This is a genomic window from Acinetobacter sp. B51(2017), from assembly GCF_003711395.1.
Lineage (GTDB): Bacteria > Pseudomonadota > Gammaproteobacteria > Pseudomonadales > Moraxellaceae > Acinetobacter.
Window position 1 is genome coordinate 18,751 of record NZ_PJRJ01000022.1, and the last position, 18,927, is coordinate 37,677.

The following is an 18,927-nucleotide window of genomic DNA, read 5'->3' on the forward strand; positions in this document are numbered from 1 at the left end:
GCCCTCATCTATGCTGCATCGTGGTGTAAATTGATTATTTGGAATAATCCCGCGCACCAAACAAGGCAGTGCCTATACGTAGCATGGTTGACCCTGCTGCAACGGCAGCTTCTAAATCGCCTGACATGCCCATACTTAAGGTATCCCAGTGTTGGGGCTGTGCATGCTGGGCTTTGACTTGATCAAACAACGCTTTAGCATCACGAAAAGCTGGCGTATTGTTGGGTGCAGGAATGACCATTAAACCGCGCAAACATAAATGCGGCAGTTGACTGATCTGTGCCACTAAATCCGCAACTTCATGCGGCTGACAGCCATCCTTAGTGTCTTGGCTATCAATATTGACTTGTAGACAAATATTCAATGGCGCTTGTGTCGCTTCACGTTGATTGGACAAACGCTCTGCGATAATAAGACGATCTACCCCATGCACCCAGTCAAATTTGTCCGCCAAGTGTTTGGTTTTATTGCGCTGTACATGCCCTATAAAATGCCACTCAATGTCTAAATCTGCTAAGGCTTCAATTTTATCAAGTGCTTCTTGCAAATAGTTTTCACCAAAGGCACGTTGCCCTGCTGCATACATTGCCGCTAAAGCGGTGCTCGGCTGGGTTTTAGACACAGCCAATAAGCTTACATCTTGCACATCACGCCCTGCATGTTGGCAAGCTTCTGCAATCTGTTGTAAAACTTGATTTCGTGTCGCGTCTAGAGGATTCATAGCAGCATTTCTCATTTGATAGCGGTTTTTTCACATTCCCTGCGACTCAACTGTTGGTTCAGCCTCGAGAAAGCCTTATTATTCTAGCAAAATAATTAAGATTAATTCGCTCGGGGATTTACATGGATATTACAGAACTTTTAGCGTTCTCTGCTAAAAATGGGGCTTCAGATTTACATCTTTCGGCAGGTATGCCACCAATGATTCGTGTCGATGGTGAAGTACGCCGTATTAACTTACCTGCTTTAGAACATAAAGAAGTACACAAATTGGTGTATGACATTATGAATGATAAACAGCGCCGTGATTATGAAGAAAATCTAGAAACCGACTTTTCTTTTGAAGTGCCAGGTGTGGCACGTTTTCGTGTCAACGCCTTTAACCAAAACCGTGGTGCGGGCGCGGTATTTCGTACTATTCCATCTAAAGTCTTAACCATGGAAGACTTAGGTATGGGACAAATCTTTAAAGATATCTGTGAATATCCACGCGGTATTGTGTTAGTCACAGGTCCAACAGGTTCGGGTAAATCGACCACCTTAGCCGCCATGCTCGACTATATTAACGACAACCGCTACGACCATATTTTAACCGTTGAAGATCCAATTGAATTTGTGCATCAATCCAAAAAATGCTTGATTAACCAACGTGAAGTACATCGTGATACGCATGGTTTTAACAACGCGCTACGTTCTGCGCTACGTGAAGACCCAGATATTATCTTGGTGGGTGAGATGCGTGACTTAGAAACCATTCGCTTGGCTTTAACCGCAGCCGAAACTGGTCACTTGGTGTTTGGTACCCTGCATACCACCTCTGCAGCTAAAACTATTGACCGTGTGATTGACGTTTTCCCTGCCGAAGAAAAAGACATGGTACGTGCCATGTTATCAGAGTCTCTTCAAGCGGTAATTTCACAAACCCTACTCAAAAAAGTTGGGGGCGGTCGTGTAGCAGCACATGAAATCATGATTGGTATTCCCGCCATTCGTAACTTGATTCGTGAAAATAAAGTGGCACAAATGTATTCTTCCATTCAAACCGGTGCCAACTACGGTATGACAACGCTCGATCAAAGCTTAAAGACCTTAGTTTCTAAAGGCATTATTAATAATCAAACAGCACGCGCTGCAGCCAAACAACCTGAAAGCTTTTTATAATTAAAAAAATAATAATGAGGACTTTATAATGAAATTTAATGACCTGCTCAACATGATGATTGAGCAAAAAGCCTCGGATATGTTTATTACTGCCGATATCGAACCGTCGATGAAGATTAACGGTGAGATCGTACCTGTAGCGAAAACCAAGCTCACTGGGGAAATTATCGAGCAATTGGTGCTGTCCATCATGTCGCCTAAACAGCGCGAAGAATTTAACCGCACGCGTGAATGTAACTTTGCCATTACCAACCAAGAACGCACAGCGCGCTTTCGTGTCAGCGCATTTCAACAGCGTGATGAACCAGGCATGGTGTTGCGTCGTATTGAAACCGTCATTCCCACCATTGATGAATTGAACCTGCCCCCCATCATGAAAGAATTAGCCATGGTTAAACGTGGCATTGTGATTTTTGTGGGAGCAACAGGTACGGGTAAATCGACGTCGCTGGCATCTCTGATTGGCTATCGCAATAAAAACTCCAAAGGTCATATCATTACCATTGAAGACCCAATCGAGTTTGTGCATCAACATCAAGGCTGTATTATTACCCAGCGTGAAGTGGGGATTGATACCGAAAGCTTTGAAGTGGCGCTTAAAAACACCTTACGTCAAGCACCAGATGTGATCCTCATTGGTGAGATTCGTTCCCGCGAAACCATGGACTATGCCATTGCCTTTGCCGAAACGGGTCACTTGGTCTTTGCCACACTGCATGCTAACAACGCCAACCAAGCCTTAGATCGTATTGTGCATTTCTTTGATGGTGACCGTCAAAATCAAGTCTTTATGGATTTATCACTGAACTTAAAGGCCATTGTGGCACAACAACTTATACCAACTGTGGATGGACAACGCCGCCGCGCCGCAATTGAAGTCTTGATTAATACCCCATTGGTAGCAGATCTTATTCGTGAAGGGCATGTACATAAAATCAAAGATTTAATGAAACGCTCAACCGAACTCGGCATGCAAACCTTTGACCAAGCCTTGTTTGAGTTATATCAAGCTAAAATCATTAGCTATAAAGAGGCTCTCAAACATGCTGACTCTGCCAACGATCTACGCTTACAAATCAAACTCTCAGAGGAAGGTACAGGTGGCTTAATGCATGCTGCCAATAACATCACCTTTGATGCGCACTAAAATTTGCCCATAAAAAAAGGCTTAACACCAGTTAAGCCTTTTTTATATGTATTGGATTATTTCTTACGAAATGCTTCTTGGCATTCTACGGCATCGCAGTAACCGTATAAATTTAGTGAGTGACCTGTGAGTTCGAAACCAAATTTCTTTGCCACTTCATGCTGTTCATTTTCAATAAGGTCGTTATGAAACTCGACCACTTTATTGCAGTTTTGGCAGACCAAATGATCATGGTGATCATCTTGCATAATTTCAAATACAGAGTGATTATTTTCAAAATGATGACGCTGAATAATCCCCGCCGCTTCAAACTGAGTTAACACACGATATACGGTTGCTAAACCCACGTCTTCACCTTGTTCAAGTAAAGTTTTATAAATATCTTCCGCACTTAAATGATGTTGTTTTGAATTTTCTAATAGTTCTAAAATTTTAATTCGTGGAAGGGTAACTTTCAGTCCAGCTTTACGTAAATCTTGGTTTGAAATAGGCATGAAAAAAGGTCTCTCAACAAAATCAAAGTTGGAATAGGCAATAAAGTTAAGATGCAGTATGATCTATGACCAGATCAAATGCATCATAAATAATTTGGGATAGTGTAGCAAAATGCAAAAAATTATGTTGACGTTGTTCGTCACTTCCGTACTGGCCGGGTGTTCAACTTTGGGCGTATATAAAGTGGATATTCCACAAGGAACACCATTGACCCAAGCACAAGCCGCTAAAATCCAAGTCGGTATGAGTCATCAACAAGTGCGTTTTTTACTGGGCAGCCCAACCGTTACTGATCCCATGAACCCACTACGTTGGGACTATATTTACAATTACATTCCAGGTACCAATGCCAAAAAAGCCAAGATTCCAGCTGCCTCTGGTCAGCATCTGAAAGTGTATTTTAATGGCAACGGTATTGTTGAAAAAATTGAAGGTCTAGAGACCATTCCGGCTACACAACCCGGTTTACCTGCCTCTAAAGAGGCGATTTTAACAGCCCCACCACTATAGTCGCTTTAGGATAAAAAGAAACCCCTCAGTGAGGGGTTTTTTTTATGATTCTGATTGTTTAAAGCGATTTCCGCGCCCATAAATTCCGACTGGATTTTTTGCCGCACGTTTACGACGAATATCTTTAGGATTAATGGTTAAGGCGCGATAAATCTCCACACGATCACCCGCTTGTAGCACATGACTCGCGTCTACCTTCACCCCAAAAATGCCTAAATGAAGTGGCTCAGGTAAAGCGGTTTTCTCGGCAATTTTACTGTTAAAAATAGCCTCTGCTGCCGTCATGCCTTGCACAAAATCTAAAGCTATATGAAACTGTGCATCAGGGGCAGCATAAGCTATCCAAACCTGCGGATGACTCATGACAACACTTTTCCAATTAAGGCAATCATGGCTGTCACAATCGATAATGGCAATACAATACGCATCGCTATACGCCATAAGTTATACAACGCTTCACTGCTAAAATTCAGCGCTTTACGCAGATGGCTGATCTTCATTAACCAACCTGCAAAAATGGCATAAATTAAGCAAATACTTAAGCCCCACAGCAATAATACAACGTTAAACACCCCTGACAGCATTGGCAATGCCCAAATCAATACAGCAATCACCACGACCACCCATTGAATGACGGCTGCCATTTGACGCTCAGCCAACTGCTGACGTGCAAGATTAAGTAACAAGGCTGAACCTGTCACCACACTCACCACAAAGGCCAGCGCTGGAATTTGGCTATTGGCAATAAAGAAGCCAAATGCCACCACTGCCAACAATTGTGCAATCCACACTGGCAATACGGTTGCTGTTGCTGCATCGCTTTGTTTCACTTGGTTTAAGCTGACTTGCGAATATACACCTAGACCTAAACCACTGGCCACCAATGCCAATACAGTCGCTGCGCCCCACTCACTAAATTCAAGTGCGGTAAATTGCCATGTCGGTTGTTGTTCGCCCATCACCATCGACAGTGCTAAAGCAGCCAACACACCAACCAACGTCAGTAACACAATGATTTGACGTGGTGCTAAAGACAGTGCCAAGGCAGCCAACGCTAAACCTGCAAATACAGGTAAGTGACCAATTTGACTCAATTGGGTCAGCATATTCGAGGCATTAAACAACATACCTCCAGCTAAAAATGGCATAAACACGACAGCGAGCCAGCCAACCAAACGCCACTGTGCGGATGCATCCGCATCACGAGTTAAACTCGATAAGGCATTTAAAGCTGTGGTTTTACTGCGCTTTGCCAGTGCCACTTCCATATAAGTAATGGGTAATGCTAAAACCAACATCGTCCCTAACCACAACAACCAGAAATCCAGTTGACGCTCAGCACCAATGCCTAGAATTGGTGCTAAGGTAGCAATAATGATAAACGATAAACAAAATGCCATCAGCGGTGATAGCCATCGAGACATCGCGTTGTCCTGCATGATGCTTTCCTAATAAAAATCTAGCGCTATTTTGCCGTTGTCATGCTCAAAAAGCAAAACCCAAACAAAGAAAAAGCAAAGCATCTATTGAGGCTTTGCTTGGCTGAAAGACTTATAATTTTGCTTTATTTTTATTGTGCTGCACTGTTATGAAAAGAACCGAGCAAACCAATTTTTGCCTTTTTTCTTCTCTTTTTCTTTAATAATGCCCATCATATTTTCTTTGACTGCACCCACATAGTCGGCATCATCATGTTGAATATGGTTAATTAACCATTTTGACAAAATATCATGCAACTCCGCTTCAATCGCATGCCCTTGTTCATAACGATCACGATAGCTTTCAATTTTTTTAATAAATAGATCATGCACGCGTTTATGTGGCACACGATACTTATAGCCTGCTTCTTCTTGTAGAGACTCTTCAAAGGTAAAATGTGACTGAGTATAATCAATAATATTATTTAAAATAGAACGAATACGCGCACGATCAGTATTTACCCCAATACTATCTATCTCGTTAATATAGTCGAGAATGCGGCGATGCTGCTCATCAATAACATCAATACCGGTATTATATTCTGGAATCCATCTCATTTTCATACGACTACCTGTTCGGCATCCCCAAATTCGTTAAAATTGATCATATATTGATTTAAATAGAATAAAAATAAACTGGTTTACTAGGGATTATCCAAAAAACACACAATATTTTATTAAATAATTGAATTATATTAATTTAATGTTTTAAGTTGAGTAAAAAACTAAGATATTTTTTAACCAATTTTCATTTTAAATAAAATATTTTTTATTTTAATAAAATCAAGTTGCTATTTTAAAATAGCAACTTGATCGCAGTTATTAATATTGATCTGCCCGTGTGACACGTTTTAGGCTTGGATTTAGTTTTTCACGCTCTAAACGCTCAATAACTGTGACTTTGTTTTTGATTGGTTTACCATCTTTGAATAAAATCATCTCACCTGATTTAAATGCAGACCACGTCTCATTTTGTGTTAAGGGTTCAGTGGTAATGACAGCGACACGATCTTCAGGCGTCGTCACCTGACTAAAATCAACTTCGACATCCAAATCAATTAACTGTGCTGGTTTAAACGGATATTCTCGTACCAACCAATGCAATTTGGTAATGTTATAGGCAAACAAGGCCTGACCATTGGAAAGACAAAAATTAAATGTGCCATGTTCTGCAATACTTGGTGAAATCTCTACCAACAAGTCAAAAATTTGCTCTAAAGATGGCTCATCATAACCAAAGCGCAATACCAATTGCTCGAGTAAATAGCAAAAAGCCAATTCGCTATCGGTATTGCCTACAGGGGTAAAACGACCACTTAAACGCGGCTGAAAATCGTGTAAATCACCATTATGGGCAAAAATCCACTGTCTACCCCAAAGCTCACGACTAAACGGATGCGAGTTTTCGAGGTTAATTTTCCCTTGCGTCGCTTTACGAATATGCGCAATCACATTACGTGATTTAATTGGGTAGTTACGAATCAGCTCTGCGATGGGCGATTCAACTGCCGATTGATTGTCGACAAATAAACGGCAGGCTTTATCTTCAAAAAAGGCGATACCAAAGCCATCACAATGGTCTGAGGTAATCCCTGCACGCTGTGAAAAGCCACGAAATGAGAAGGTAATGTCCGTAGGAGTGGCACAGTTCATTCCAAGTAATTGGCACATAATATCTTCTCATTGATCTTGCTAATAACTGCTATTGTGCATGACTCTATAGTGCATTTCAAATCACTATTTCTAATTTTTATCAATCACTTTGGCTATAAAAAAGCCTTCCATGTGGAAGGCTTTTTTGCTTACTCAGCCGCTTTTTTTTGCTGACGGTTGGTAATTAAAGTCCCTACACCATGGTCAGTAAAGATTTCAAGCAAGGTGGCATGTGGTACACGACCATCCACAATATGTGCACTTACTACACCACCTTTGACTGCGTCTAGCGCACAGCCCACTTTTGGAATCATCCCGCCATAAATCACGCCAGTTTCAATCAAATGATCAACTTCTTGGGTGCTTAAGCCTGTGAGTAGATTTTTATTTTCGTCTAATACGCCGCTAATATTGGTGAGTAAAATCAGTTTTTCTGCACCTAAGGCTTCAGCCACTTTACCTGCCACTAAATCGGCATTGATGTTATAGGTATTGCCTTCTTCATCTACACCAAGCGGTGCAATTACTGGAATAAAGTCGCCTTGGCTAAACATCTCTAACACATCGGTTTTTACACCAACCACTTCACCCACTAAACCTAAGTCAATGTGCTTGATTGAACCGTCTTCTTGAGTTTTTTGCATCAGTAATTTTTGCGCACGCAATAAATTACCGTCTTTACCCGTTAAACCAATGGCACGACCACCGTGTTGGTTAATCAAATTCACAATTGATTTATTGACGCTACCGCCTAATACCATTTCAACCACTTCCATGGTTGCAGGGTCAGTCACGCGCATGCCATCAATACGGTCTGATTCACGACCAAGTTGTTTTAAGAATGAATCGACTTGTGGGCCACCCCCGTGTACCACGATCGGATTTAAACCTACTGTTTTAAGTAATACGATGTCACGCGCAAATGAGCTTTCCAGCTCAGGGTCAGTCATTGCATTGCCACCATATTTTACCACCAGCGTTTTACCTGAAAAACGTTGAATATACGGCAAAGCTTCGGTTAAAACTTGCGCTTTGTCGAGGCCAGTATGTTGATGTGGCATGTGCCGCTCCTTATTTGGCGTTTAAAATATCTTGTGCAATTTGCGGATAATGAGGTTGAAGCATGTTGGCAAAGGTATCACGGATTGCGTCTAGACGCTCAAGATTCTCTGCATCAAAGCGTACCGTAAAGTATTCACCTGTATTTGATGCGCGAATAATGCCAAAACCATCTGTAAAATCAAGCCTTACCCCATCAATTTGGCTTAAATTGGCTGGGCAATCTTGACTTAAATCCGCAACACAGTCTAACACCTGTTGAGGGTCTTGCTGATGGGTGCTGATATAAGTGTCTTCGGTGCTGCAACGGTCTGGATAATCTGCCAATGCCTGTGAGATGCTCATGTTTTGCTGAGCAATGTATTCTAAGATACGTAGCGCTGCATATAAACCATCATCATAGCCAAACCCTCGCCCATCATTAAATACATAATGCCCTGCATATTCGCCACCAAATACCGCTTGCCCTTGCGATTGGGCTAGATATTGGCGCAAAAAGGTACTGCCAGTGCGAATCATTTTGGCTGTACCACCCGCATCACGTACACTGTTGGCAACCAAGTTAGAGCATTTCACATCAAATACTACTTCATGCTGTGGATGATCTAATAAACAGATTTTGGCAAATAACACCATTAAGCGATCTGGCGAGATAATATTGGCTTGTTCATCCACAATGACCACACGGTCGCCATCGCCATCTAAGGCAATGCCTATATCTGCCTGCTCGGCTAAAACGCTTTGTTGCAATAGGCGCAAATGTGCCGCTTGCGATGGGTCAGGTGCATGATCAGGAAATTCACCATTGGCTTTACAACGCAGTTGAATCACCTCACAGCCTAGCTTTTCAAGCACCAATGCCGCACAGCGCCCTGCTGCACCATGTAAACCATCTAAGACCACCTTAAAGCGAGCCTTTAATTGAATATCATCCAAAATACCTTGTTGATAATCTAAGCAATACTTCACCACCACGGTATGCGGTTCGTGCTCTAAAGTAATTTTTTGCTCAGGCTTAAAATGTGGTTTGGCCCATGTGGCCACTTGCTGAATCATCTCAGGAGTTGGCGGCTCACCTTGAATAATCCATTTAATACCGTTGTCGGATTTTGGATTATGGCTGGCGGTCACCATAATACCATTGCCATTAAAATGCCTTGCCGCATAGTATAAGGCTGGACTGGCACAGCAGCCCATCAACTCTACGTGTAAACCATGTTGCTGACAAATCTGTTGAATCAATTTGGCATAGCTTGGACTAGTTAAGCGTGCATCATAACCAATCACCAGTTCTGTTTGCCCTGCTGCTTGATACTGACGTGCCAAAGCCTGAGCAATGGCAAAGACCAACTCAGGCGATAACAGGCTTAATTTACCGCGAATATCGTAAGCACGAAAAATATGTGCAGGAAATGCAACAGGTCTATTCATAAGGTCATTTGGGCAATAAAAGTTAAATATTAGATGTATTTAATAGAAATAAAATGTGCATCTTTTTTCATTGTTGTTTTTAATCTATTTCTCATCACTTTTCAATTGAAATGCGATGAGGCTCAACAAAATGAGCCTCATCGCTTACAGAATTAGTTTTGACCTGTGTGACCAAAACCTCCTGCACCACGTTCAGTGGCCACAAACTCATCCACCATTTCAAACTGTGCTTGTACTACAGGTACTAACACATATTGTGCTAAACGCTCGCCTGGTTCTAAGCTAAACGCAGTTTGGCTACGGTTCCAAACCGACACCATCAACTCACCTTGGTAGTCTGAATCAATCAGGCCAACCAGGTTACCCAAAACGATGCCGTGTTTATGACCTAAACCTGAACGTGGCAAGATTAAACCCGCAAAGTTCACGTCTTCGATGTAAATGGATAAACCTGTTTTCACCAATACGGTTTGACCTGGTTCAATCACCGTGGTTTCATTCACGCAAGCACGTAAATCTAAACCTGCTGAACCTTGAGTGGCATAGCTTGGCATTGGCCACTCGCTACCTAAACGTGAATCTAAAACTTTAACTTGAACTTTCATCATGGTTCCTAATACATGGGAGTTAGCGCTTAATCAGCGCACGTAAGTTTTCTAAATAATGTTGCGCTTGTAATTTAGGATCAACATTGCTGATCTTTTTCTTACGACCAAGCCAATCCAAATCATCTTGCGGTAATTCATCCAAGAAACGGCTTGGCATCATTTGTTTCATTTGGCCGCCGGCTTTACGTTGCTCGGCTAAAGTCATGGTTAAACCTTGACGGGCACGGGTAATCCCCACATACATTAAACGACGTTCTTCTTCAACCGTTTCTGCGGCAATTGAGTTTTTATGGGGCAGGATTTCTTCTTCCAGACCAATCATATATACATAAGGGAACTCAAGACCTTTGGCCGCATGCAAGGTCATCAAATTAACTTTATCGGTGTCTTGCTCTTCTTGCTGCTGTTCCAGCATATCCAACAGCACCATTTTACGAATCACGCTTTCAATGTTCTTGTCATCTACATCTTCAGCACGATTAATCAAACTTTGAATACTGCTATATAGTACTTCAATGTTATCCAGCTTGGTTTTTTCTTGTGCCGGTGTAGCTGCTTGCTCTTTGATGTAATCGATATAACCCGCTTCATTCATCATCTGACGAATAATCGGCACGGGTTCATCATCTTCCAGCAAATTACGGGTAAAGCCATCTAAAAATTCATAAAACTCAAGCAGCTGCGATGTGGCTTTTTTCGGTAAAGATAAACTTAAACGTTGATCCCCTGCTGCTGCCAATAACGATTGATGGGTTTCTTGGGCAAATAAACCGAGTTTTTCTAAAGTCACAGGGCCAATGGCACGTTTAGGCGTGTTAATAATACGTAAAAAGGCACTGTCATCTTCAGGGTTAATGATTAAGCGTAGATAGCTCATCACGTCTTTAATTTCCGCGCGGGCGAAGAAAGATTGACCACCGGATAATTTATACGGAATTTGCATTTGACGCAGCTGCGTTTCTAAGACACGCGCTTGGAAGTTACCACGATATAAAATCGCATAATCTTTCCAAGATTTGCCTTGCATCAATTTATGCGTCAGTAAATCTTTGACTACGCGTTCCGCTTCATCATCGTCATTACGGCAAGTAATCACCCGAATCGCTTCGCCATGCCCTTTATCTGACCACAGCTTTTTATCAAAAATATGCGGGTTATTTTCAATCACCGAGTTGGCTGCTTTTAAAATACGACTGGTCGAGCGGTAATTTTGTTCAAGTTTAATGACTTTTAAATTATGAAAGTCTTCTTTAAGCTGCGCCATGTTTTCAGGCTTCGCCCCACGCCACGCGTAAATCGATTGGTCATCATCACCTACAGCGGTGAATTGCCCCATCACGCCAACCAGTAATTTGACTAAAATATACTGCGCGGTGTTGGTATCTTGATATTCATCCACCAATAAATAACGCACGCGATTTTGCCATTTATCGCGCACTTCAGCATTTTCTTGTAGCAAGCGTGTTGGCATGACAATCAAGTCATCAAAATCCACGGCATTATAAGCACGCAAATTACGCTCATACAGTTGGTATAAATGAGCAAACTGGACATCTTCTGGGGTTTCGCAAGTGCTGTGGGCTTGCTCAGGCGCGATCAGATCATTTTTCCAATCCGAAATTTTCTTCATGGCTTTGGCAATTAAATCTTTGCTTTCGGCACCGGATAAATTATCGCGATGCATAAGATCCATCAAAATGCGCTTACAGTCGTCGGCATCTAAAATAGAAAAATTATTTTTCAGCGGGGTATGTTTGAGTTCTAAACGCAATAAATTGAGCCCAAAAGTATGGAAAGTCGATACCGAGAGTCCTTTGGCTTCTTCACGCGATAACAATTTGGCCACACGTTCTTTCATTTCACGCGCAGCTTTATTGGTAAAGGTCATGGCGGTAATTTTATAGGCAGGAATACCACAGTTTTGCACCAAATGCGCAATCTTACGGGTAATTACTGAGGTTTTGCCTGAACCTGCCCCTGCAAGTACTAACAAGGGTCCTTGAGTGTATTTCATGGCTTCAAGTTGCTTGTCATTGAGTTGACTTGCGGTCGACATATTCAATCCTCTTTGCGTTTAGGCGCTGATTATAGTCAGCAAACTCATAATTGCCTAATCAAAAAAACCCAGAAATTGACATAAAAAAACCACCCGAAGGTGGTTTCTTTTTAGTTTTCGGAAACTTAGTTCGCTGTTTCAAAAACTGTAATTTCTACACGGCGGTTTTGTTCACGGCCAGCAGCAGTCGTGTTGTCTGCTACAGGTGAAGTTGAACCATAACCTTTTGCTGTCATACGGCTTGCAGAGATGCCTTGACCCGCAAGATAGTTTTTAACAGCGTTGGCACGGCTTTGTGATAACGGATTGTTGATTGCATCTGTACCTGTGTTATCGGTATGACCATGGATGACAAGCGCTAATTTGTTTGATGTACCATCTTCACGCAACACACGCGCTACGTCATTTAACGCATTTTGGAATTGCGGTTGAACCGTAGATGAGTTTGTTGCAAATGTTACAGATGGCATAACAAGGTTGATTGAACCGTCTTGGTTACGATCAACATCAATACCTGTACCTGCTAACTCTTCTTTTAAGCGTTTTTCTTTACGATCAAGAAGAAGACCTGCACCTGCGCCAACCACTGCACCAATTGCAGCTGCTTGACCCATTTTATCTTTATCTGCATTACTTTTTGCAATCAGAGCGCCTGCGCCTGCACCAATTAATGTACCTAGTGCTGCTTTATCATATTCCATGTTTTGGCAACCTGAAAGTGCCAATGCCCCTGCTACTGCTGTAATGAATAGTGCACGCATCGCATGCCTCCTTTTTTGATGTTTTTACTCTGGGTGAATCATGTAATAAAAATCAAATTTGTAACATTGATTTTTTGTTAATAATAAAGCTTTCACTTACATTTTGTAATATATATCACGCTTCTTAACGGTTTTTCCTCATATTTTCTTCATAGTTACTGATCAGTTATTTGCATTTTTGCCAACTGCCTTTATATTGAGCAGCATATTTTCTTCTTGGTCAGCAACAATAGGTCAGCGTATGTCCACAGATCAGCCACGCGCTTCTTTATTAAAGAAAGTCAAAAAAGCACTCACCGTGACATCCGTAATGGCCACCAATACGGTTGTACATGGCCCACCCGTACTTGGCTTAGGGCTCACCAAGCTATTAAAAAAATCAGCAAAAATTGATGAAACCAATATTAAATTGGCCAACAGCTGGATTAACGTTAATAACCATTTGATTGAAAAAGTCCTGCCTGAATTAAAATGGGATATACAAATCGACCCAAATTTAACCCTAAGTTTAGAGGGTCGTTACTTGATGATCTGTAACCATCAAAGTTGGGTCGATACCACAGTCAATCAATACGTAGGTTTAAAGCGCATGCCTTTAACACGCTTTTTTACCAAATGGGAACTGATCTTTATTCCTTTTGTTGGGCAAGCCTTTAAAATTTTGGGCTTCCCGATGATGAAACGACATAGCAAAGCCCAAATTGCTAAAAATCCAGCCCTCAAAAATCGTGATATTCAAGAAGCACGTAAAGCCTGTGAGCAGCTGTTAAGTCAGCCTTTTACCCTGCTCAATTATTTAGAAGGGACGCGTTTTAGCTCAGAAAAGCATGCTGCACAAAAATCACCCTATACCCACTTACTCAAACCTAAAGCAGGTGGCCTCGCCTTAGCCTTAAAAATCTTAGGTCAAGAAATCGATGCTTTGGTGGATATGAGCATTGTTTATGACGAACATGTACCTGAATATAGTGAGTTCTGGTTAGGCGGTGTCAAGCAAATTGCGGTCAATTTACGCAAAATTGACATTCCAGCTTGGGTACTTGAAGGTGATTACGAAACCGACCGTGAATATCGCGTGCGCTTTCATAAATGGATTCAACAGATTTGGACTGAAAAAGACCAACTGATTGGACAAATGAAACAACAGTTGCGTGAACAGCACAATTAAAGGAATACGATGAAACCACCGCAGCACAAAGTCTTAAAGTCGTCTTTTCACTTTGTTCAGCATGGCTCATGGGGCTGGAAGGTCGCGCTGATCTATGACTTTTTTATGTTGGGGCTGATCACCTTTAACTTATTTTGTTTAAGTGCCAATGCCTTTTTAATGAGTGATTATGCCGATTGGCTGTTTAACTTTATTCAATTACCGCAAGTGCTTAACTTTTACGAAGCCAGCTTGCATCCTTGGGTGAAAACCACCGAAGGTTGGTTTACCTCATTTTTAGTGTTTGAACTTGCGGTACGTTGGTTGATTGCCATCGCCTTTAAGCATCATCAACGTTGGTGGTTTTTCCCCTTTATTCATTGGTATGAAATTATTTCGATTTTGCCAATGTTCCGTTTTTTACGTTTAGGGCGTGCTTTTGCGATTGCCTATAACTTACATAGTCATGGTTATACCGTCATTCCACAAAAATGGTACGCACGCGGTAATTTTTACTATCGTTTATTAATGGAAGAGCTGACCAGTCGTATTGTCCTGACCATTATTGGTGCGATTAAACACGAATTGCAAACCAGCACCATGCATAAAAAATATATTGAAGATCTCGTCAATCATCATCGCGAGTTATTGGCCACAGCATTGGCTGATGTCTTGCAAGAATCTTTAGGCAAAGAATTACAAGCCCAGCGCCATGATATTGCTAAAAATGTGGGTTTAGTGGTCAATAAAGCCATTGAAGATACCCCAGAACTGTCGCAAATGCTGCGCCTAATTCCATTGGTTGGCGGACGTATTGAACAGCAAATTCAAAGTATTGGACAACGTTTAGGGGAAAATATTAGCCAAGGCTTGCTTGAGCCCTTTACCCATACAGAACAGGCACGCGATAATGCCACCTATAAACTGATTGCAGAAAAAATCAGTCAGGTTGCCATTGAAAACAACCCAGAAATTGACCGTTTGGTTGAATCTGCCGTGTTTGAAAGTTTGGATGCTTTACGTGAACAAGTAAAGACCAAACAATGGCAACACATGCTTGCCGAAAAACAAGCAGACAAAGAATAAGCAAGTATGAAAATATTTGGCCAAGATGCTAGAGAAATCGTGCAAATTGTTCTAGCATTTGCTCTATTTTATAACATTAGTTCGGCATAAATAATAAGTCGTGAACAAGTCTTAAGGAACAGGTATGGCTGATATCCGGATTACCGGCAGAATGGTTAATTTTACCCGATTAACCCTGGATACAAATGATCATGATGCTATCCGTGAACAACTGACGCAAATGCTACAGGGGACCTCTTCACAAGGTACATTGGTCATTCTTGATTCGACTGTAGAACAAGAACTCATTGGTCTGATTCAACTCTTAATCAGCTTAGATTTACAACCGATGGCAGTGGTCGATGGCCTACTGGGTGAAGCAGCCCGTCTAATTCAGTTCCCAGTATTACCTGTAGATCGCCCCCTACAACGCATTAAAGCAACCAAAGAACAAGTAGTTAAAGCTGAGCCAGAGAATCACGAAACAGCCGACACGACTGAACAACCCGCAGCATCTGCAACTCGCATCAGCCATGCAACCTCATACCATGATGAAATGCTGCGTACAGGACAATGCTTAGTGCAAGATCACGGCGATATTATTCTAAGCGCAGGGGTTAACAGTGGTGCTGAAGTCATCGCTTCAGGAAATATACATATCTATGGCAGCGTTCGTGGTAGAGTAATTGCAGGCGCAGGCGGAAATCATGCGGCGCGCATCTTCTGCCATTCCTTAGAAGCAGAGTTGGTGTCTATTGCAGGAACCTATTGTGTCGCGGATGATATTCCGGCAGATATGACAAAAAAACCTGTACATATTTACTTAAATGATAGTCAAGAGCTTGTATTTCAAGCACTTGAGTTTTAACGTATAAATAATCACCAAAATACCCTACATGAACATCGGGTATTTGAACCATAACAGGAGTGGATTCGGTGGCGAAAATTGTTGTCGTAACATCAGGCAAAGGTGGCGTAGGTAAAACTACAACGAGTGCATCGTTTGCAACAGGTTTAGCCCTACGTGGCCACAAAACTGTTGTGATCGATTTTGACGTAGGCTTACGTAACCTAGATCTTATTATGGGGTGTGAGCGCCGCGTGGTGTACGATTTTGTTAACGTATTAAACAACGAAGCACGCTTACAACAAGCGCTGATTCGTGATAAAGATATTGAAAACTTATATATTTTACCTGCTTCACAAACCCGTGATAAAGATGCCTTAACCGACGAAGGCGTGGCACGCGTGATGGATGAGCTATCACAAGAGTTTGATTACATTATTTGTGACTCACCCGCAGGGATCGAGCGTGGGGCGATTTTAGCCATGTATCATGCCGATGAAGCGATCATTGTTACCAACCCTGAAATCTCTTCAGTACGTGACTCAGATCGTATTATTGGTATGCTCGATAGCAAAACTAAAAAAGTAGAAAGCAACGAAGGTCGCATTCGTAAGCATTTATGTATTACACGTTTCAACCCTGAACGTGCCGAAAAACAAGAAATGTTAACCATTGACGATATCTCAAAAGATATCTTAAAAGTGCCAACCTTAGGTGTAATCCCTGAATGTAAGAGTATCTTACAAGCGTCAAACGAAGGTAAACCGGCGATTTTATATACCGACACCCCTGCAGGCCAAGCTTATGATGACTTAGTCGCACGTTTCTTAGGTGAAGATCGTCCTTACCGTCATTTAGAAGTCAAACAAAAAGGCTGGTTAGCACGATTATTTGGAGCTTAAGATGGCAGGATTTTGGAGTAAACTTTTTAGCGGCGAGGACAAACCCTCTAGCGCACAAACCGCAAAAGATCGATTAAAAGTCATTGTGGCCTCAGAAAAGGGATTAAGCAAACGCTTAACCCCTGAAAAAATTGAGCAAATGAAAAAAGAAATCATGCAAGTGGTCAGCCGCTACGTGCGTGGTGTGGATGAACAGCATATTCAAATGGCAGTACGTTCTGAAGCAAATTTAGAAATGCTAGAAATGAATATCAATTTGCCTGAAGAGCGATAATCTGAATTCTGATTAGTCAAGCAAATTGAATCAAGGCAAAATATGAGGCTGGATCAGTAAGGCAACGCCTTACCCAGCCGCAAGACGAGAAGCTGTGCTTCGAGTAGCTGGATCAACAAAGTATAGGCTTTGTCCAGCCGCAAGACGAGAAGCTGTGCTTCGAGTAGCTGGATCAACAAAGTATAGGCTTTGTCCAGCCGCAAGACGAGAAGCTGTGCTTCGAGTAGCTGGATCAACAAAGTATAGGCTTTGTCCAGCCGCAAGACGAGAAGCTGTGCTTCGAGTAGCTGGATCAACAAAGTATAGGCTTTGTCCAGCCGCAAGACTTGTAACCTGCGGACTCATATTTTTGCCTTTTTAATTTTTGACAATAAGCCAAGGAGATTGCGATGGCATTATCTCAACCAGCAACGTTTAACGAAGAATGGTCAGATGAACGTGTATTTGCCTATTTAACTCAGCTGCCTCCTGCAGGAGTAAATGCAGATTTTCACGTGCTTTATCACGCATACAAACATATGCGTCCAAGCGATTATGAACGTTTATTGACTCAGTTTGTTGCAGATGGTCGTGATATTAATGCCACCAACCCTGAAGGTCAGCGTATTCATGATGTGATTGCTAAATTCCCACGTCATAGCAGTGAATTTTTAAACGTACTGGCAAAGTTTGCTTAACCCTAAAAGCCTGCAACAGCAGGCTTTTTTTATATCTTAAAAAAATACATCAGCAGTGGAAAACTCAACACAAATAAAACAGTCTGCAAGCTAATTACCCCTGCCATTAACTGATGATTGCCTTTTAAATAGCGGGTTAAAATATAAGCAGCCGAAGCCGTAGGCAATGCAAAGAAAGTCAGCACGATTAAACTTTCTAAAGTGGGTAAAGCCAACACTTGCGTCACACCATAAGCCAGCAAAGGCACCACCAGCAAACGCCCTAAACTATTTAAACTTAAACGCCAAATATCCAATTTTAATGCTTGAAACTGTAAAGCTGCACCTACAGCAAGCAAGCCCAATGGCAAACTCACACTAGCCAACAAGCTGATCAAATCATGTAGACCTGTCGCTAAATCTAAGCCTGTCAAGTTAAATAAAAGTCCCACTATACAGCCAATGATTAACGGATTTTTCACAATAGCCAATAGGGTGTTTTGAATAGAATGATTTTGCTGCGCAAACGCCAATAAAGAAATAATATTGACTGTGGGAATTGCAATGGCGATCATCATGGCAAATATTTTCAGGCCATAAGCACCAAATAAGCTACTCACTAAAGCTAAGCCCATATAGGTGTTAAAACGAATATGACTTTGTACATAAACACCAAATTGTGCAGGCTTAATATGAAAATAAAATTTTGCTAACCATAAAGCGCAGCTCACCAGCAAAATTGTCATGAGCATCGCCCCAATGACCCACACTAAATTGGTTAACTCTAAACTGACAAACGCTAAGTTTTTAAACAGCAGTATAGGAAATAGAATAAAGTAATTAAGTCGTTCTGCCCCACGCCAAAACTCTTCAGACAAAAAATGAAAATGCTTAAATGCATAACCTAAAGCAATCAGACTAATTAATGGTACTAAAGCCATAATAATAACAAGCATA

The 18,927-nt window shown here is 41.6% G+C and carries 22 protein-coding genes; 9 read left to right on the forward strand and 13 right to left on the reverse strand.

What is annotated here, in order from left to right; genetic code table 11:
• Nucleotides 1-34 precede the first annotated feature (34 nt).
• Nucleotides 35-721: a YggS family pyridoxal phosphate-dependent enzyme gene (locus CYK47_RS10950; protein ID WP_122901684.1), complete on the reverse strand. Its 687-nt coding sequence runs from the start codon at nt 719-721 to the stop codon at nt 35-37.
• 122 nt (nt 722-843) lie between these two features.
• On the opposite strand from CYK47_RS10950, the gene CYK47_RS10955 reads away from it, so the two are divergent.
• Together CYK47_RS10955 and CYK47_RS10960 are read left to right on the forward strand one after the other, a co-directional pair.
• Complete coding sequence (locus tag CYK47_RS10955) at nt 844-1,881, forward strand: type IV pilus twitching motility protein PilT (protein ID WP_122901686.1); 1,038 nt, start codon at nt 844-846, stop codon at nt 1,879-1,881.
• A 28-nt stretch (nt 1,882-1,909) separates the two neighbouring features.
• Nucleotides 1,910-3,028, forward strand: a complete 1,119-nt coding sequence (locus tag CYK47_RS10960; RefSeq protein WP_122901688.1) for a PilT/PilU family type 4a pilus ATPase — start codon at nt 1,910-1,912, stop codon at nt 3,026-3,028.
• Between the two features lie 56 nt (nt 3,029-3,084).
• On the opposite strand, the gene fur is transcribed toward CYK47_RS10960, so the two are convergent.
• Entirely contained in the window at nt 3,085-3,522 is a 438-nt protein-coding gene (fur, locus tag CYK47_RS10965; protein ID WP_122901690.1) for a ferric iron uptake transcriptional regulator, read from the reverse strand.
• Nucleotides 3,523-3,634: 112 nt separating this feature from the next.
• On the opposite strand from fur, the gene CYK47_RS10970 reads away from it, so the two are divergent.
• Complete coding sequence (locus CYK47_RS10970) at nt 3,635-4,033, forward strand: outer membrane protein assembly factor BamE (RefSeq protein WP_122901692.1); 399 nt, start codon at nt 3,635-3,637, stop codon at nt 4,031-4,033.
• Nucleotides 4,034-4,075: 42 nt separating this feature from the next.
• Here CYK47_RS10970 and CYK47_RS10975 read toward each other — a convergent pair whose 3' ends face one another.
• The 9 genes from CYK47_RS10975 to CYK47_RS11015 all read right to left on the reverse strand — a co-directional run bounded on the left by CYK47_RS10975 (nt 4,076) and on the right by CYK47_RS11015 (nt 13,079).
• Nucleotides 4,076-4,396 carry an RnfH family protein gene (locus CYK47_RS10975; RefSeq protein ID WP_122901694.1) on the reverse strand — a complete coding sequence of 107 codons (321 nt, stop codon included), beginning with the start codon at nt 4,394-4,396 and terminating at the stop codon, nt 4,076-4,078.
• Entirely contained in the window at nt 4,393-5,472 is a 1,080-nt protein-coding gene (locus tag CYK47_RS10980; protein ID WP_122901696.1) for a hypothetical protein, read from the reverse strand. The genes CYK47_RS10975 and CYK47_RS10980 overlap by 4 nt, the downstream gene beginning before the upstream one ends.
• A 147-nt stretch (nt 5,473-5,619) precedes the next feature.
• A complete protein-coding gene (locus CYK47_RS10985; protein ID WP_122901698.1) occupies nt 5,620-6,075 on the reverse strand; it encodes a bacteriohemerythrin in 456 nt (151 codons plus the stop codon).
• A 258-nt stretch (nt 6,076-6,333) separates the two neighbouring features.
• Nucleotides 6,334-7,182 carry a class II glutamine amidotransferase gene (locus tag CYK47_RS10990; RefSeq protein ID WP_122901700.1) on the reverse strand — a complete coding sequence of 283 codons (849 nt, stop codon included), beginning with the start codon at nt 7,180-7,182 and terminating at the stop codon, nt 6,334-6,336.
• Between the two features lie 131 nt (nt 7,183-7,313).
• Nucleotides 7,314-8,225, reverse strand: a complete 912-nt coding sequence (gene argB / locus CYK47_RS10995; RefSeq protein ID WP_122901702.1) for an acetylglutamate kinase — start codon at nt 8,223-8,225, stop codon at nt 7,314-7,316.
• A gap of 10 nt (nt 8,226-8,235) precedes the next feature.
• Nucleotides 8,236-9,654: a phosphomannomutase/phosphoglucomutase gene (locus tag CYK47_RS11000; protein WP_122901704.1), complete on the reverse strand. Its 1,419-nt coding sequence runs from the start codon at nt 9,652-9,654 to the stop codon at nt 8,236-8,238.
• Between the two features lie 152 nt (nt 9,655-9,806).
• Complete coding sequence (gene dut / locus CYK47_RS11005) at nt 9,807-10,259, reverse strand: dUTP diphosphatase (RefSeq protein ID WP_122901706.1); 453 nt, start codon at nt 10,257-10,259, stop codon at nt 9,807-9,809.
• Nucleotides 10,260-10,281: 22 nt separating this feature from the next.
• Entirely contained in the window at nt 10,282-12,318 is a 2,037-nt protein-coding gene (rep, locus tag CYK47_RS11010; RefSeq protein WP_122901708.1) for a DNA helicase Rep, read from the reverse strand.
• A 125-nt stretch (nt 12,319-12,443) separates the two neighbouring features.
• Nucleotides 12,444-13,079 (reverse strand): YiaD family glycine zipper/OmpA-like lipoprotein, encoded by a 636-nt coding sequence (locus tag CYK47_RS11015; RefSeq protein WP_122901710.1) that lies wholly within the window; start codon nt 13,077-13,079, stop codon nt 12,444-12,446.
• Nucleotides 13,080-13,320: 241 nt separating this feature from the next.
• Here CYK47_RS11015 and yihG point away from each other — a divergent pair, with 241 nt between their 5' ends.
• The 5 genes from yihG (at nt 13,321) to minE (ending at nt 17,314) form a co-directional block, all read left to right on the forward strand.
• The gene (gene yihG / locus CYK47_RS11020) at nt 13,321-14,247 is read left to right on the forward strand and encodes a 1-acylglycerol-3-phosphate O-acyltransferase, YihG family (RefSeq protein ID WP_122901712.1); all 927 of its coding nucleotides are present in this window, start codon (nt 13,321-13,323) and stop codon (nt 14,245-14,247) included.
• A 9-nt stretch (nt 14,248-14,256) separates the two neighbouring features.
• Nucleotides 14,257-15,312: a preprotein translocase subunit SecA gene (locus CYK47_RS11025; protein ID WP_122901714.1), complete on the forward strand. Its 1,056-nt coding sequence runs from the start codon at nt 14,257-14,259 to the stop codon at nt 15,310-15,312.
• A gap of 124 nt (nt 15,313-15,436) precedes the next feature.
• A complete protein-coding gene (minC, locus tag CYK47_RS11030; RefSeq protein ID WP_122901716.1) occupies nt 15,437-16,159 on the forward strand; it encodes a septum site-determining protein MinC in 723 nt (240 codons plus the stop codon).
• A gap of 68 nt (nt 16,160-16,227) precedes the next feature.
• On the forward strand, nt 16,228-17,040 hold the full coding sequence (gene minD / locus CYK47_RS11035; RefSeq protein ID WP_122901718.1) for a septum site-determining protein MinD: 813 nt from the start codon (nt 16,228-16,230) through the stop codon (nt 17,038-17,040).
• A 1-nt stretch (nt 17,041) separates the two neighbouring features.
• Nucleotides 17,042-17,314 (forward strand): cell division topological specificity factor MinE, encoded by a 273-nt coding sequence (gene minE / locus CYK47_RS11040; protein WP_122901720.1) that lies wholly within the window; start codon nt 17,042-17,044, stop codon nt 17,312-17,314.
• 53 nt (nt 17,315-17,367) lie between these two features.
• Here the strand turns inward: minE and CYK47_RS11045 are convergent, their stop codons facing one another.
• Complete coding sequence (locus CYK47_RS11045; RefSeq protein ID WP_122901722.1) at nt 17,368-17,637, reverse strand: hypothetical protein; 270 nt, start codon at nt 17,635-17,637, stop codon at nt 17,368-17,370.
• Nucleotides 17,638-17,703: 66 nt separating this feature from the next.
• On the opposite strand from CYK47_RS11045, the gene CYK47_RS11050 reads away from it, so the two are divergent.
• Nucleotides 17,704-17,991 carry a PA4642 family protein gene (locus CYK47_RS11050; protein ID WP_122901724.1) on the forward strand — a complete coding sequence of 96 codons (288 nt, stop codon included), beginning with the start codon at nt 17,704-17,706 and terminating at the stop codon, nt 17,989-17,991.
• A gap of 29 nt (nt 17,992-18,020) precedes the next feature.
• On the opposite strand, the gene CYK47_RS11055 is transcribed toward CYK47_RS11050, so the two are convergent.
• Nucleotides 18,021-18,926, reverse strand: coding sequence for an AEC family transporter (locus tag CYK47_RS11055; protein WP_122901726.1), 906 nt, complete (start codon nt 18,924-18,926; stop codon nt 18,021-18,023).
• Nucleotide 18,927: the final 1 nt, after the last annotated feature.

What these genes read in the sequence shown, in the direction of transcription:
- CYK47_RS10950 (WP_122901684.1), bottom strand. Translation starts at nt 721, where the DNA reads ATGAATCCTCTAGACGCGACACGAAATCAAGTTTTACAACAGATTGCA.
- CYK47_RS10955 (WP_122901686.1), top strand. Translation starts at nt 844, where the DNA reads ATGGATATTACAGAACTTTTAGCGTTCTCTGCTAAAAATGGGGCTTCA.
- CYK47_RS10960 (WP_122901688.1), top strand. Translation starts at nt 1,910, where the DNA reads ATGAAATTTAATGACCTGCTCAACATGATGATTGAGCAAAAAGCCTCG.
- fur (WP_122901690.1), bottom strand. Translation starts at nt 3,522, where the DNA reads ATGCCTATTTCAAACCAAGATTTACGTAAAGCTGGACTGAAAGTTACC.
- CYK47_RS10970 (WP_122901692.1), top strand. Translation starts at nt 3,635, where the DNA reads ATGCAAAAAATTATGTTGACGTTGTTCGTCACTTCCGTACTGGCCGGG.
- CYK47_RS10975 (WP_122901694.1), bottom strand. Translation starts at nt 4,396, where the DNA reads ATGAGTCATCCGCAGGTTTGGATAGCTTATGCTGCCCCTGATGCACAG.
- CYK47_RS10980 (WP_122901696.1), bottom strand. Translation starts at nt 5,472, where the DNA reads ATGCAGGACAACGCGATGTCTCGATGGCTATCACCGCTGATGGCATTT.
- CYK47_RS10985 (WP_122901698.1), bottom strand. Translation starts at nt 6,075, where the DNA reads ATGAAAATGAGATGGATTCCAGAATATAATACCGGTATTGATGTTATT.
- CYK47_RS10990 (WP_122901700.1), bottom strand. Translation starts at nt 7,182, where the DNA reads ATGTGCCAATTACTTGGAATGAACTGTGCCACTCCTACGGACATTACC.
- argB (WP_122901702.1), bottom strand. Translation starts at nt 8,225, where the DNA reads ATGCCACATCAACATACTGGCCTCGACAAAGCGCAAGTTTTAACCGAA.
- CYK47_RS11000 (WP_122901704.1), bottom strand. Translation starts at nt 9,654, where the DNA reads ATGAATAGACCTGTTGCATTTCCTGCACATATTTTTCGTGCTTACGAT.
- dut (WP_122901706.1), bottom strand. Translation starts at nt 10,259, where the DNA reads ATGAAAGTTCAAGTTAAAGTTTTAGATTCACGTTTAGGTAGCGAGTGG.
- rep (WP_122901708.1), bottom strand. Translation starts at nt 12,318, where the DNA reads ATGTCGACCGCAAGTCAACTCAATGACAAGCAACTTGAAGCCATGAAA.
- CYK47_RS11015 (WP_122901710.1), bottom strand. Translation starts at nt 13,079, where the DNA reads ATGCGTGCACTATTCATTACAGCAGTAGCAGGGGCATTGGCACTTTCA.
- yihG (WP_122901712.1), top strand. Translation starts at nt 13,321, where the DNA reads ATGTCCACAGATCAGCCACGCGCTTCTTTATTAAAGAAAGTCAAAAAA.
- CYK47_RS11025 (WP_122901714.1), top strand. Translation starts at nt 14,257, where the DNA reads ATGAAACCACCGCAGCACAAAGTCTTAAAGTCGTCTTTTCACTTTGTT.
- minC (WP_122901716.1), top strand. Translation starts at nt 15,437, where the DNA reads ATGGCTGATATCCGGATTACCGGCAGAATGGTTAATTTTACCCGATTA.
- minE (WP_122901720.1), top strand. Translation starts at nt 17,042, where the DNA reads ATGGCAGGATTTTGGAGTAAACTTTTTAGCGGCGAGGACAAACCCTCT.
- CYK47_RS11050 (WP_122901724.1), top strand. Translation starts at nt 17,704, where the DNA reads ATGGCATTATCTCAACCAGCAACGTTTAACGAAGAATGGTCAGATGAA.
- CYK47_RS11055 (WP_122901726.1), bottom strand. Translation starts at nt 18,926, where the DNA reads ATGCTTGTTATTATTATGGCTTTAGTACCATTAATTAGTCTGATTGCT.